The following is a 13,036-nucleotide window of genomic DNA, read 5'->3' as shown; positions in this document are numbered from 1 at the left end:
GAACGCAGGGCGCGCACCCCCGAAAGCGACGCGGGGAGCCCATCGTGCCGGACGCCGCTGCCCGGCGCGAAGGCCCCGCGCCGACAGCCAGGCGCAAGGCACCGCTCGCCCTGTCGACATTCGGGGCGCTCGATTGCGGTGAGGCCGCATGACCGCCGCACACGGCGCCGCCCGCGCCTGGGCCGAACTCCTTCGGCTGCCCGCCCTGTTCACCGTCCCCGGCGACGCCCTCGCCGGCGCGGCGACGACCACTCTGCGCCCCAACCACCGCACCCTCCTTGCCATCGGTTCCTCTCTCTGTCTCTACGAGGCCGGCATGGCCCTCAACGACTGGGCGGACCGCGCAGACGACGCCATCGAGCGCCCCGAACGCCCTCTTCCGTCCGGCCGCATCACTCCGCCCGCGGCCCTCGCCGCCGCGACCGCCCTCACCGCCACCGGCCTGGCCCTCGCCTCCCGCGCGGGCCGCCCCTCCCTCACGACGGCGAGCGCCCTGGCCGGCACGGTGTGGGCCTACGACCTCGGCCTGAAGCACACGCCCGCGGGGCCGGCAGCCATGGCCGCCGCCCGCGGCCTCGACCTGCTCCTCGGCGCGACCGCCACCGCGGGCCCCGGCCACGGCTCGATCGCCAAGGCCGCCGCCCCTTCCGCCGGAGTCCTCGCCGCCCACACCCTCGCCGTCACCGTGGTCTCCCGCCACGAGGCCCAGGGCGGCTCCTCGACCGCCCCCTTGGCCGCCCTGGCGGCGACGGCTGCGCTGGCAGGGCTGGTGGGCAGTGGCTTCGGCAGCCGGGGCGGGCCCGGGAGCGGGGGTAGACCTGGCAGTGGGAGCCGTCGGGACGGCCACCGGAGCGGGGTGCGGGACGCCTTCTGGGGCGGTCGGAGTGGTCCACGTGACGGGGAAGGCGGCTTTCTGAGTGGTCCACGTGACGGTGAGGGCGGCCTTCGGAGCGGTCCGCATGACCGTGAGGGCGGCTACGGCCTTCTGAGTGGTCCACGTGACGGTGAGGGCGCCTGCGGCCTTCGGAGCGGGCGAAGTGGTCTCCGGCTCGGGCGGAGCGGATTCCGTCTCGGCCCGAGCGGCTCCCGTCCCGGCCCGAGCGGCTTCCGTCCCGGTCAGGGAGGCTTCCCGGACCGGCGAGACGTCGGCGCCAGCCTCCGCACCGGCCGCCAGGCCCTCCGTGGCGCGCTCGCCCTCGCCTACATCGGGACCGCCGCCAAGCCCCTCTTCCATGCTGCTCTCAACCCGTCACCTCCCCTCACACAGCGGGCCGTCGGCGGCGGGGTCCGCGCCATGATCCCGCTGCAGGCCGCCCTGGCCGCCCGAGCCGGCGCCGCGGGCACCGCCCTGCTGACCGCGGCCCTCGCCCCGGCCGCCCGCAAGTTCGCACGGAAGGTGAGCGTCACATGACGGGTACGCCCCCACGCCACCCCCACTCCGCCGACGGTCTCCGCTTCGGCTACGGCACCAACGGTCTCACCGATCTCCGCCTCGACGACGCCCTCGGCCTCCTCGCCGACCTCGGCTACGCGGGTGTCGGTCTGACCCTCGACCACATGCACCTCGACCCCCTCGCCCCCGATCTCGCCGCCCGCACCCGACAGGTGGCGCGCAGGCTCGATCACCTCGGTCTGACCGCCACCGTCGAAACGGGCGCCCGCTATGTCCTCGACCCGCGCCACAAGCACGGCCCCTCCCTCCTCGATCCCGACCCGGAACGGCGCACCGAACGGGTCCGCCTCCTCATCTGCGCCGTCCAGGTCGCCGCCGACCTGGGCGCCCACGCCGTGCACTGCTTCAGCGGCCTCACCCCGGCGGGCACCTCGGACGACACCGCGTGGCAGCGCCTCGCCGACGCACTCGGCCCCGTACTCGACGCCGCGTCCCGCCTCGGTGTCCCGCTCGCCGTCGAACCCGAACCAGGTCACCTCCTCTCCTCCCTCGCCGACTTCCACCGCCTGCGCCACGAACTCGACGACCCCGACCCCGGGCTGCTCGGCCTCACCCTCGACATAGGCCATTGCCAGTGCCTCGAACCACTCCCTCCCGCGGACTGCGTACGGGCCGCCGCCCCCTGGCTGCGACACGTCCAGATCGAGGACATGCGCCGCGGAGTCCACGAACACCTGCCCTTCGGAGACGGCGAGATCGACTTCCCGCCCGTCCTCGAAGCACTGGCAGCCGTCGGCTACCGAGGGCTGACCGTCGTCGAACTGCCCCGCCACTCCCACGCGGGCCCCGACCTCGCCGCCCGCTCCATCGACTTCCTGCACCGGGCCACCTCCGCCACCCCGGTGACCTCCGCTGCCACCCCCGCTCCCGCCCTCGTCGAAGGAGGTACCCCGTGACCGAGCCCCCCGGGATCGCCGCCCTCCGAACCCGCCTCGAAGCCGAACTCGGCGGAGCCGCCCGCGCCTGGCTCGACCAGGCCACCGCCGAGGCCGCCGCCCACGGGGGACGACCGGAGCAGGAGAAGCGCGGGCCCCTCGCCACTTGGGAGCTGCGGTTCGCCGAGGCCGGACGGCGCTGCGGCCCCGACCACGCCGACGCGGCCCGCATCCTGCTGCTGCACGCCGCGAACGCGACCCCGGCCACCCTCGCCCGCGTCTATGCCCACGGCACCGCCGACGAACGCCGTGCCGTCCTCCTGGCCCTGCCCCACCTGGTGCCCGGCCCCGAAGCACTGCCCCTGGTCGAGGACGCCCTCCGCACCAACGACACGAGACTCGTCGCCGCGGCCGTCGGCTCCTACGCCGCCACACACCTCGCCCCGCACGACTGGCGCCACGCCGTCCTCAAGTGCCTGTTCACCGGGGTCCCCGTGGACGCCGTCGCCGATCTGCCGAGGCGTGCCCGCGGGGACGGCGAGCTCGCCCGCATGCTCGGCGACTACGCGGGTGAGCGGACGGCGGCCGGCCGCGCCGTCCCCGGTGACCTGCACCGCGCCCTGCGTCTGACCTCCCCAGAGTCCCCCGAGCCGCCCTCGGCCCCCACGGGCCTCGCGGGCCCGCCGTCCGGCGAGGAGTAGGAGTCCTGATGCGTATCTTCGATCCCCACATCCACATGACGTCCCGGACCACCGACGACTACCAGGCGATGTACGCCGCAGGCATCCGCGCGGTCGTGGAACCCGCCTTCTGGCTCGGTCAGCCCCGAACCTCGCCCGCCTCCTTCTTCGACTACTTCGACTCCCTCCTCGGCTGGGAACCCTTCCGCGCGGCCCAGTACGGCATCGCCCATCACTGCACGATCGCCCTCAACCCCAAGGAGGCGAACGACCCCCGCTGCACCCCCGTCCTCGACGAACTGCCCCGCTATCTCGTCAAGGACAACGTCGTCGCCGTCGGCGAGATCGGCTACGACTCCATGACGCCGGCCGAGGACACCGCGCTCGCCACCCAGCTGCAGCTCGCCGCCGACCACGAGCTGCCCGCTCTCGTGCACACCCCGCACCGCGACAAGCTCGCGGGCCTGCGCCGCACCATCGATGCCGTCCGCGAGTCCGCCCTGCCCATGGACCGCGTCCTGATCGACCACCTCAACGAGACCACCGTCAAGGAGGCCAAGGACAGCGGCTGCTGGCTGGGCTTCTCCGTCTATCCCGACACCAAGATGGACGAGGAACGGATGGTCGCCATCCTGCGGGACTTCGGACCCGACCGGGTGTTGGTCAACTCCGCCGCCGACTGGGGAAAGAGCGACCCCCTCAAGACCCGCAAGGTCGCCGACGCCATGCTGGCCACCGGGTTCGGCGAGGACGACGTCGACCTCGTGCTGTGGCGCAACCCCGTGGCCTTCTACGGCCTCAGCGGCCGGCTCCGGCTCGACGTGCGGGAACCGGACGCGACGACCCACGAGGGGAACTCCATCCTGCGCGGCGGGGCGTGAGCCATGCGCTTCCGGCATCCCGACGGCTCCACCGTCCACCTCGCCTACTGCACGAACGTCCACCCCGCCGAGACCCTCGACGGTGTGCTCGCCCAGCTCCGTGACCACTGCGAGCCCGTGCGCAAACGGCTCGGCAGGGACCGCATCGGCATCGGCCTGTGGCTCGCCAAGGACGCCGCCCGCGCCCTCGTCACCGACCCTGCCGCACTGCGCGGCCTGCGTACCGAACTCGACCGGCGCGGCCTCGAAGTCGTCACGCTCAACGGCTTCCCCTATGAGGGCTTCGGCGCCGAACAGGTCAAGTACCGCGTGTACAAGCCGGACTGGACCGACCCGGAGCGCCTCACCCACACCACCGACCTTGCCCGGCTGCTCGCCGCCCTGCTCCCCGACGACGTCACCGAAGGCACCATCTCCACCCTTCCCCTCGCCTGGCGCACACCCTTCGACGACCTCCGTGCCGAGGCCGCCCGCACCGCCCTCACCGCGCTCGCGCAGCGCCTCGACGCCCTCGCCGAGCTGACCGGCCGCTCCATCCGCATCGGCCTCGAACCGGAACCCGGCTGCACCGTCGAAACCACCGCCGACGCCATCGCCCCGCTCACCGCCGTCGGCCACGACCGCATCGGTGTCTGCGTCGACACCTGCCACCTCGCCACCTCCTTCGAGGCCCCGGGTGACGCCCTCGACGCGCTCGCCGCCGCGGGCATCCCCGTCGTCAAGTCGCAGCTGTCCGCCGCACTCCATGCCGAACACCCCCACCTTCCCGGCGTACGCGAGGCACTCGCCGCCTTCGACGAACCCCGCTTCCTCCACCAGACCCGCACCCTGACCCGCGCCGGGCTGCGCGGCACCGACGACCTCGGCGAAGCCCTCACCACGGACGCCCTGCCCGACACGGCGCCCTGGCGCGCCCACTTCCACGTCCCCCTGCACGCCGCTCCCGCCCCGCCGCTCACCTCCACGCTCCCCGTGCTCCAGGACGTCCTGACCCGGCTCGTCGGCGGACCCGTCCCCCTCACCCGCCACCTCGAAGTCGAGACGTACACCTGGCAGGCCCTCCCGCCCGCACTGCGCCCGCGCGGCCGCCCGCAGCTCGCCGAGGGCATCGCCGCCGAACTCGCCCTCGCCCGCGACCTCCTGACCGACCTCGGCCTCAAGGAACTCCCATGACCCCGACCCCCTTGCTGGTTCTTGACGTCGTCGGCCTCACCCCGCGCCTCCTCGACCACATGCCCCGCCTCAAAACGCTCGGCCAGTCCGGGTCCCGGGCGCCACTCGGCACCGTCCTGCCCGCCGTCACCTGCGCCGCCCAGTCCACCTTCCTCACCGGCACCACCCCCGCCGAGCACGGCATCGTCGGAAACGGCTGGTACTTCCGGGAGCTCGGCGACGTCCTCCTCTGGCGTCAGCACAACGGGCTCGTCGCCGGGGACAAACTGTGGGACGCCGCCCGCCGCGCGCACCCCGGCTACACCGTCGCCAACATCTGCTGGTGGTACGCCATGGGCGCCGACACCGACTTCACCATCACCCCCCGACCCGTCTACTACGCCGACGGCCGCAAAGAACCCGACTGCTACACCCGGCCCCCGGACCTCCACGACGAACTCACCGGGAAACTCGGCACGTTCCCCCTCTTCCACTTCTGGGGGCCCGGCGCGGACATCGTGTCCAGCCGCTGGATCGTGGCCGCCACCCGGCACATCATCGACACCCGCCACCCCGACCTGGCCCTGTGCTACCTCCCTCACCTCGACTACGACCTGCAGCGCTTCGGCCCCGACGACCCGCGCTCCCTCCAGGCGGCCGCCGACCTGGACGCGACCCTCGCCCCGCTCCTGGACGACGCGAAAGCGGAGGGCCGGACCGTCGTCGCACTCTCCGAATACGGCATCACCCGGGTGAGCCGGCCCGTCGACATCAACCGGACACTGCGCCGCGCGGGCCTGCTGGAAGTGCACACCCAGGAGGGCATGGAGTACCTCGACCCGATGGCGTCCCGCGCCTTCGCCGTCGCCGACCACCAGATCGCCCACGTCTACGTCCGCCGCCCGGAAGACCTCGACGCCACGCGCGCCGCCCTCAAGGACGTGCCCGGCATCGAGCAGCTCCTCGACGACGAGGGCAAGAAGGCACACCACCTGGACCACCCGCGCTCCGGCGAACTCGTCGCCGTCGCGGAGCCGGATGCCTGGTTCACGTACTACTACTGGCTCGACGACGCTCGCGCGCCCGACTTCGCGCAGCTCGTCGAGATCCACCGCAAACCCGGCTACGACCCCGTCGAGCTCTTCATGGACCCCGAGGACCCGTACGTCCGCGTCAAGGCCGCGGGCGCGCTGGCCCGCAAGAAGCTCGGCATGCGCTACCGCATGGCGGTCGTGCCCCTGGACCCGTCACCTATTCGCGGCAGCCATGGCCGCCTCCCCACAAGCGAGGACGAAAGTCCGCTCATTCTGTGCTCCACCCCCCGCGCCGTCAGCGGCCGCGTCGCGGCCACCGATGTGAAATCGCTTCTGCTCGACCTCGCGGGCCTGCGGTGACGACCGCCTGCCCGCGCCGCTGAATCTGCTCGATCTCCACTGAACCAGAAGGCTCGGACCCTGCCATCGGGGTCCGACCCTCAGTGATCCCCGATCCGTTCTTCGAACCCATCCCTGACGCGACCCTGATCCAGCCGAGGAGAACCGCATGATCCGCAAGCCATCCTCCACCGATCCCGACCCCGAGCTCGCCCGCAGACTCAGCCGACGCGGCGTGCTCGGTGTGGCCGCCGGTGCGACCGCCGCGGCCCTCGTCGGCGCGGCCGCCCCGACCGCCTCAGCCACCTCAGGGAAGGGCCGCGGGCGCCCCGTCCTGCCGCCCGGCCGGCTCGGCATTCAGCTCTACAGCCTCCGCGACAAGGTCTCCACCCTCGGCTTCGCCCCCGTCTTCGCGGAGCTGGAGAAGTACGGCTACGACGAGATCGAATTCGCCGGCTACACCCAGGGTTCGGCAGGCGCCATCACACTCGCCCAGCTGAAGGCGCTGGCACGGGACCACGGCCTGCACCCCATCGGATCACACGTCGGCTACTACGCCGACAACAACCCCAACGCGTACACGTTCGCGCAGAACCTCACCAAGGTCCTCGACGACGCCGAGGCCCTCGGCCTGAAACACATCGGCACCGCGTCGGGGCCCTTCCGCTACGGCACCACCGTCGACGCCTGGAAGCGTGCGGCGGAGGACTTCAACACGTACGGCGAAGCGGCCCGCAAGCGCGGCATGAAGTTCTACCAGCACAACCACGCCGAGGAGTTCTCCTTCGCCACCGACAAGCCGAAGGTCAGGCTCTACGACGTGCTGCTCGCCGAGACCGACCCCGACTTCGTGTACCTGGAGATGGACATCTACTGGGCCTACAGCGCCCAGTTCCGGTTCGGCAAGCGGCCCGACGGCACCCCCGCACCCTTCGACCCGCTCGACTACGTACTCAAGCAGCCCCACCGATACCCGTTGTTCCACGTCAAGGACGGCATCCGCGACGAGACCACGCGCGACGGCTACCGCATGACGGACGTCGGCGACGGCGACATCGACTACAAGAAGTTCCTGTCCAAGGTGACCGGGCGCACCCACCACGGGAAGCGCTACCACCACTGGCAGACCGAGCACGACAACCCGGCCGAGTCCTACGCCTTCGCGCGCAAGTCCAGCGAGCACCTGCACTCGCTGCGCACCGGCCGCTGCGGCGACTGACCGCACGCCAGCCTGGAGGGGCCCTCCCGCCGTCGGGCGGGAGGGCCCCTTTCTGTAAGTAATCCATCCATCACTTTTAGTGAGAGCCTGGGTCGGGTGGTGCGGGTCACCGTGCATAACGCGGTCGGCGGACGGATACGCAGGTGAAAGGCACTCCGAAACCTTGGTATTGTTGTCCATGTCGCCGCGGGGAACACCCCGCAGGGCGGCAGACACCTGGTCCGGGTGGCGGAATGGCAGACGCGCTAGCTTGAGGTGCTAGTGCCCTTTATCGGGCGTGGGGGTTCAAGTCCCCCCTCGGACACCAATCAGATCCCCACGGTTCTTCGTGAACCGTGGGGATCTGTTGTTTTATCGCTACAGGCTGTTGCCGTTACAGGCTGTAGCCGCTGCAGACTGAAGTCGCTACGGATTGACGCAGGTGATCGAGCCGGTCGGCAGATTGTTGCCGGTCGAGGTGGCGGTGAAGCCGAACGTCACCGTGCCGTCCGGTGGGATGGTGCGGTTGTGGTCGACGTTCTTGACCGTGACCGCGCCGTCGGAGCCGGTGCTGAGGGTGCCGTTCCAGACCTGGCCGAGCTTCGTGCCGGCGCCCGGCTCCCAGCGCACGGCCCATCCGTCACGCGCGGTGGTGTTGTGGTTCATCACCTCGACGGAACCCTGGAAGCCGCCGTTCCAGGAGTTCGTCACCTTGTACAGGGCCATGCATCCGGTGTGCGGGTCGGTCGGGGTCGGCGTGGGCGTGGGCGTCGGGGTGGGAGTGGGGCCTCCCGCGCCGTCGCGGATGCCGGTGACCTCGCCGTTGCCTCCGTCGAAGACGATGTCGGAGCAGGAGAAGAAGTTCTCCTGGCTGTCCGACCGCACCCACTGGATGAACATCATCGCGTCACCGGAGCGGCCCGAGGGCAGCTTCAGGTCCCAGTAGTAGTGACCGGACTCGCTCCCCACGGAACCGGACTGCGGCGGATTGGTGACGGTCTGGACGAGCTCCAGGTCGCCCCAGCCCAGCGGCTTCGTGGGCGAGTAGCCGGGCTTGGAGACGTACACGCGGAAGTCGCCCGGGTGCGCCGCCCAATTACTGTGCTTGATCTTGATCGTCGCTCCGGAGGTGAGGTGCGTCCGGGGCCAGTCGGCGCGGGCGGCGTTGTAGCCGGTGAAGTTGTACGGGGAGCGGTCGCCGGCGCTGCACAGCTTGCCGTCCGGGACGTAGCCCGGGCCACGGCCGCCCGCGTTGGAGTCGAGCACGGCGAACCAGTTGTACAGCGAGTTCGCGCCGCTCTCCGCGAGCGCCGCCTTGCACGCCGGGTTCGTCGGGTCGAGCGCGCCGGTGCTGGTCTTGGCGTCCAGGTAGCAGAGGTAGGTCCGCGATCCGGGCGTCATCGTCACGCCGTGCGCCTGCGCGCTCTGCTGGCCGACCAGGACGAGGCCGAGCCCGCTGATCAGGGTGGCCAGCACCGCGAGTAAGGACAGTGGTCGTCTCTTGCTTCGGGTCATGGGGTTCGGCTTTCGGTGGGTACGGGCGGGTGGGCGTTGCGTACGAGCATGGAGAACTGATCGTGGAACCAGTGGCCGGCGAGCGGCGCGTCGGGCATGGCGCCGGACGGGTTGCCGCCCGCGCCGGGCGCTGAGTGGTCCGGGTCGCACATCGGGTCCGGACGCTTGCCCTCGTCGTTCGGGATGTCCTCGCTCGCACCGTCCGATTCCCCGGGCGGCTTGACCCACAGGAACGCGTCGAGGTGCGAGTCCGGGGAGTCCGCGGGCACGGCCTGCGGGGGCCGGCCGAGCCCCGCGCCGCTGACGTTGCACCACAGGCCGCGGTGGGTCCTGCGGTCCACCTTGGACTGGCTGACGTAGGTGTCGAGTACGGTGCTGGTCCCCTCGGCGGTCGGGCGGTCGCTGCCGCCCCAGCCGTTGCGGGAGGTGTCGACGGCCATCCCGGTGGAAGCGGGCCAGCCCTGGGCCACCAGCGCGGAATGCAGGGCCTTGGTGAAGTCCGTCTCGTCGAAGTTCGGGTTCCACCCGTAGAACGTGCCGGACTTGATCATGTCACCGCCGACCGTCTTGTTCGGGTCGGTGAGGAACGGCTCGGTCAGGGGCGTGTAGTTGGAGACGTTGGTGATCAGACCGTCCGCGCTGCGCAGGCCGGCCCTGGTGCCTTTGACGACGTCGGTGTACAGCTGGGCGGTCTGGGCGAGGTTGGTGTCCCAGCCGAGCCAGCCGGAGTGGCCGACGTCCATGTACGTGTACACGTTGGGGATGGCGTGCAGCTTGTTCAGGGCGTACCGGGTGGCGGCCACCTGGATGCCGCTGCTCTTGGCCCGGGCGCACTCCGGGTCGGAGAGATTGGTGACCAGGTTCGGCAGACCGTCCGGCTCGATGACCGTGGTGATGCGGATGTTCCGGTACTTGGGTCTGGCGAAGACCTTGGCGATCTCGTCGATGTACTCGGCCTTGTAGCGGGCCAACCCCTTGTGGCTGAGGGGCAGTTCGCCATTGGAGGCGAGGGCGGCGCAGTCGCGGCCCGGCAGGTCGTACGCCACGAACGAGGCGACGAGCGGGCGGCCCGGCTTCTTCTGCGCGAGCGCCAGGTCCAGGTGGTCGGCGAGGCTCTTGCGGCCCGCGTTGGCGTCGCCGCCGTGGATGGCGGCGATCCGGTCGAGCCAGACGGCTGTCGGATAGCCCTTGACCTGTTCCATCCGGGACTTGAGCGTCGCGTCGGTGGTCCTGGCGATGGACCCGTCGACGAGGCGGGCATAGTCCGGGTTGACGTAGAAGGACGCGTCGGCGAACGGGTTGTCGACGTGCGGCTCCGCCCCTGACGCCGTTGATGTCGAGGGTGCTGTTGACGTCGGGGGTGCCGCCGACGCCGGGGGCGCGGCCACTTGGACCGCCGCCCCGAGCAGCAGAGTGCTCAACGCGGCGGCCAGGACGGCCGTTCGCTTGCGGTGGGGTCTGCGGGTCCGGGCGCTCGTGCGTCTGGTCGGGTCGGTCATGTGCTCTCCTGGATGGCGGCGGGGCGGGGGGCGGGGGCGAGGTCTGGGGGGGGAGGGGGCAGGGCGACTCCTGGCCGGGTCAGCCGCCGAGGTTCACGGCGGAGGAGAAGGAGTTCACCGACAGCCCGGTGCCGTTCTGCCACGGCTCGAAGCCGGCCTGCACGCTGGTCAGGTACCAGTTGCGCTGCGCCATGCCCCGGGCGACGGCCTGGTCGGCGAAGTCCATGACGTCGAAGCTCCAGCTCGTGATCGTCGACGGGGCGGCGAAGGAGATCACGTCGTTGGCGCCGTTGCTGCCGGTCCACACCTCCCAGGTGCGCCCGCCGACGGTGGAGGTGCCGACCCGGGAGCCGATGGGCTGGATCGGTCCGACCCGGTTGAACCAGATCATGATCTCGGTCCCGTTGACGCCGTCGGTGCGAGGGGCCGGGTCCAGCCAGATGTCGTACGAGGCGTTGAACACGGCGCCTGAGACATAGCCGTAGGAGATGCTGCTCGGCGCACTGGAGACCGTGCTGAGCTGCGCGGGGAGCTTGGTCCCCGGTGAACAGACGGTGTAGTGGCAGCCGTTGAAGACCGACGGGTACGACTTGGGGGCGCCGTTGGTGGGCACCGAACCGTCGGCCCGTGCGACCCGGAAGCCGGTGTTGGTGGCGGTGACGCACTGGGGGGCGCTGGTGCCCCAGCGGTTGTTCTGCACGACGTAGCGTCCCTGGATCACGGTGGTTCCGAAGGGTTCGCAGATCGTGGTGTCGGCCTGGGCGGGGGCGCCGGCGACGAGGAGCGCCGCCATCGTGGTGAGAGCGGTGAGCAGAGCGCCTGACAGGGTGCGGACGGTGCTGGCGGTGCGGAGGCGATGCGGTGATGAGCGCATGGGGGAGCCTCTCTCCGAGGGGCCCTCTTTCCGAGGGGGCCGGGTCTCACAGGGGGTGTCGCGGGGACTGGTGCCGTGAGATGGGAGCGCTCCCACCTCCCACAGCCGGACTGTAGGAGTCCGATGGGGCCATGACAACCCTGTGGGAGCCGATCCGTCGAACGAAATCCGGCACCCTGTACAGGAATCCGCGGACGAACGTAACCCCGCCCGCAGCGAGCGAAAGTGGCCATCCGGCGGGCGGGTCCGGATGACGCCGGTTTCGGGCGGGTCGGCGGGAGGGTTTTGCAGGCATCGGTCGGCACCCCGCACCGACGGCCGACCGGCCTGGTGAGCAGGTACGACGTCGCTGGGCGCGCCCGTGCCCAAGCGCACCGGCCGGTTCTCGCGGCCCGCGCCGGCGCGGAACCCACCTCCGGGGGCGCCCCGGGGGCGGTGTCATGCGCCGAACCGGCGCCCGCCGACCGATGGGAACACTGCGCCGCGCGGTGCGGGGAGGGACTCGCGGAGGTCGGGGAATCGGCCCCTGGGCCCGGCTCTTGCCGCGTGCGCGCCTCGTGCCGCACGTCCGGCGCCCGGGCGGGGCGGCCGCCGTGGGGCGAGCCGTCGGGCCGTCGCCGCGCCCCCTCGCTTGCCCCGTCAACTACCACGCGTATGTGGCGTGTTCGGGTGTTGCCGCCATGTTGGCGCACCCGCAGATTGTTTCGCGGGAGCGCTCCCATGGATCGCCCTGCAAGTCGCTCCACACGTCACCCCCCACGTCTCACCCGACGCACCCCCACAGGAAGGCGGAGCCCCATGGATCGTCATTCTCATCTCCTCGGTACGAGACGCGGCCTGACGCTCGTCCTCAGCGCCCTGGCCGCGTTGCTGCTCGGCCTGGTCCCCTGGAGCGGGACCGCGGCGGCGCACGGTTCGGTCGTCGACCCGGCGTCGCGCAACTACGGCTGCTGGCAGCGCTGGGGCAGCGACCACCTCAACCCGGCGATGGCCCAGCAGGACCCCATGTGCTGGCAGGCGTGGCGGGCCGACCCCAACGCCATGTGGAACTGGAACGGCCTGTACCGCAACGGCTCCGGCGGCAACTTCCGGGCGGTCGTCCCGGACGGCCAGCTGTGCAGCGGCGGCCGGACCGAGGGCGGACGCTACAACGCGCTGGACACCCCAGGCGCGTGGCGGACCACGGCCCTCGCCGACGACTTCACCGTCCAGCTGTACGACCAGGCCAGCCACGGCGCGGACTACTTCGAGGTCTACGTCAGCCGGCAGGGTTACGACCCCGTCACCCAGCCCCTGCGGTGGAGCGATCTCGAACTGGTCGCCCGCACCGGCAAGTACGCGCCGAGCCAGAACTACTCGATCCCTGTGAACACCTCCGGCTACAGCGGCCGCCACGTGGTGTACACGATCTGGCAGGCGTCGCACATGGACCAGACGTACTTCCTGTGCAGTGACGTCGACTTCGGCTGACCGCACCGGCCGATCACCGTCCTGCCGGGCAGCGCCATGCCCGGCGGGACGCGTCCGGCCCGGCCG

Annotated in this window: 10 protein-coding genes, 1 tRNA gene and 1 pseudogene; 9 read left to right on the top strand and 3 right to left on the bottom strand. The window is 71.3% G+C overall.

Annotated features, from left to right (window positions below; all coding sequences use genetic code 11):
* The first annotated feature begins 148 nt into the window (after window positions 1–148).
* The 8 genes from AB0H82_RS15630 to AB0H82_RS15595 all read left to right on the top strand — a co-directional run bounded on the left by AB0H82_RS15630 (window position 149) and on the right by AB0H82_RS15595 (window position 7,940).
* A complete protein-coding gene (locus AB0H82_RS15630; protein ID WP_362992852.1) occupies window positions 149–1,411 on the top strand; it encodes an SCO3242 family prenyltransferase in 1,263 nt (420 codons plus the stop codon).
* Window positions 1,408–2,349: a sugar phosphate isomerase/epimerase family protein gene (locus tag AB0H82_RS15625; RefSeq protein ID WP_362992850.1), complete on the top strand. Its 942-nt coding sequence runs from the start codon at window positions 1,408–1,410 to the stop codon at window positions 2,347–2,349. The genes AB0H82_RS15630 and AB0H82_RS15625 overlap by 4 nt, the downstream gene beginning before the upstream one ends.
* Window positions 2,346–3,029 (top strand): EboA domain-containing protein, encoded by a 684-nt coding sequence (locus AB0H82_RS15620; protein WP_362992848.1) that lies wholly within the window; start codon window positions 2,346–2,348, stop codon window positions 3,027–3,029. The genes AB0H82_RS15625 and AB0H82_RS15620 overlap by 4 nt, the downstream gene beginning before the upstream one ends.
* An 8-nt stretch (window positions 3,030–3,037) precedes the next feature.
* Window positions 3,038–3,889 (top strand): TatD family hydrolase, encoded by an 852-nt coding sequence (locus AB0H82_RS15615; protein ID WP_362992846.1) that lies wholly within the window; start codon window positions 3,038–3,040, stop codon window positions 3,887–3,889.
* Window positions 3,890–3,892: 3 nt separating this feature from the next.
* Window positions 3,893–5,062 (top strand): metabolite traffic protein EboE, encoded by a 1,170-nt coding sequence (gene eboE / locus AB0H82_RS15610; RefSeq protein WP_362992844.1) that lies wholly within the window; start codon window positions 3,893–3,895, stop codon window positions 5,060–5,062.
* Window positions 5,059–6,435 (top strand): nucleotide pyrophosphatase/phosphodiesterase family protein, encoded by a 1,377-nt coding sequence (locus tag AB0H82_RS15605; protein ID WP_362992842.1) that lies wholly within the window; start codon window positions 5,059–5,061, stop codon window positions 6,433–6,435. Before eboE ends, AB0H82_RS15605 begins: the two co-directional genes overlap by 4 nt.
* A 148-nt stretch (window positions 6,436–6,583) precedes the next feature.
* Window positions 6,584–7,633: a sugar phosphate isomerase/epimerase gene (locus AB0H82_RS15600; RefSeq protein ID WP_362992840.1), complete on the top strand. Its 1,050-nt coding sequence runs from the start codon at window positions 6,584–6,586 to the stop codon at window positions 7,631–7,633.
* Between the two features lie 219 nt (window positions 7,634–7,852).
* A tRNA-Leu gene (locus AB0H82_RS15595) sits at window positions 7,853–7,940 on the top strand.
* A 98-nt stretch (window positions 7,941–8,038) separates the two neighbouring features.
* Here AB0H82_RS15595 and AB0H82_RS15590 read toward each other — a convergent pair.
* The 3 genes and pseudogenes from AB0H82_RS15590 to AB0H82_RS15580 form a co-directional block, all read right to left on the bottom strand.
* Window positions 8,039–9,127 carry a lytic polysaccharide monooxygenase gene (locus tag AB0H82_RS15590; protein WP_362992838.1) on the bottom strand — a complete coding sequence of 363 codons (1,089 nt, stop codon included), beginning with the start codon at window positions 9,125–9,127 and terminating at the stop codon, window positions 8,039–8,041.
* Window positions 9,124–10,626, bottom strand: coding sequence for a glycoside hydrolase family 6 protein (locus AB0H82_RS15585; RefSeq protein ID WP_362992836.1), 1,503 nt, complete (start codon window positions 10,624–10,626; stop codon window positions 9,124–9,126). Before AB0H82_RS15585 ends, AB0H82_RS15590 begins: the two co-directional genes overlap by 4 nt.
* Before the next feature lie 82 nt (window positions 10,627–10,708).
* Window positions 10,709–11,500, bottom strand: a pseudogene (locus AB0H82_RS15580) (glycosyl hydrolase family 5); the annotation flags it as partial.
* A 798-nt stretch (window positions 11,501–12,298) separates the two neighbouring features.
* On the opposite strand from AB0H82_RS15580, the gene AB0H82_RS15575 reads away from it, so the two are divergent.
* Window positions 12,299–12,970, top strand: coding sequence for a lytic polysaccharide monooxygenase (locus AB0H82_RS15575; protein ID WP_362992834.1), 672 nt, complete (start codon window positions 12,299–12,301; stop codon window positions 12,968–12,970).
* The last annotated feature ends 66 nt before the right edge of the window (window positions 12,971–13,036 follow it).

This window comes from Streptomyces sp. NPDC050732, assembly GCF_040654255.1.
GTDB lineage: Bacteria > Actinomycetota > Actinomycetes > Streptomycetales > Streptomycetaceae > Streptomyces.
Note: the sequence above shows the minus strand (reverse complement) of the source record. Positions and strands in the feature narration are given on the sequence as shown.

Coding starts and splice junctions, on each gene's coding strand:
- AB0H82_RS15630 (WP_362992852.1), top strand. CDS start 149: ATGACCGCCGCACACGGCGCCGCCCGCGCCTGGGCCGAACTCCTTCGG.
- AB0H82_RS15600 (WP_362992840.1), top strand. CDS start 6,584: ATGATCCGCAAGCCATCCTCCACCGATCCCGACCCCGAGCTCGCCCGC.
- AB0H82_RS15625 (WP_362992850.1), top strand. CDS start 1,408: ATGACGGGTACGCCCCCACGCCACCCCCACTCCGCCGACGGTCTCCGC.
- AB0H82_RS15585 (WP_362992836.1), bottom strand. CDS start 10,626: ATGACCGACCCGACCAGACGCACGAGCGCCCGGACCCGCAGACCCCAC.
- AB0H82_RS15605 (WP_362992842.1), top strand. CDS start 5,059: ATGACCCCGACCCCCTTGCTGGTTCTTGACGTCGTCGGCCTCACCCCG.
- AB0H82_RS15590 (WP_362992838.1), bottom strand. CDS start 9,127: ATGACCCGAAGCAAGAGACGACCACTGTCCTTACTCGCGGTGCTGGCC.
- AB0H82_RS15615 (WP_362992846.1), top strand. CDS start 3,038: ATGCGTATCTTCGATCCCCACATCCACATGACGTCCCGGACCACCGAC.
- eboE (WP_362992844.1), top strand. CDS start 3,893: ATGCGCTTCCGGCATCCCGACGGCTCCACCGTCCACCTCGCCTACTGC.
- AB0H82_RS15575 (WP_362992834.1), top strand. CDS start 12,299: ATGGATCGTCATTCTCATCTCCTCGGTACGAGACGCGGCCTGACGCTC.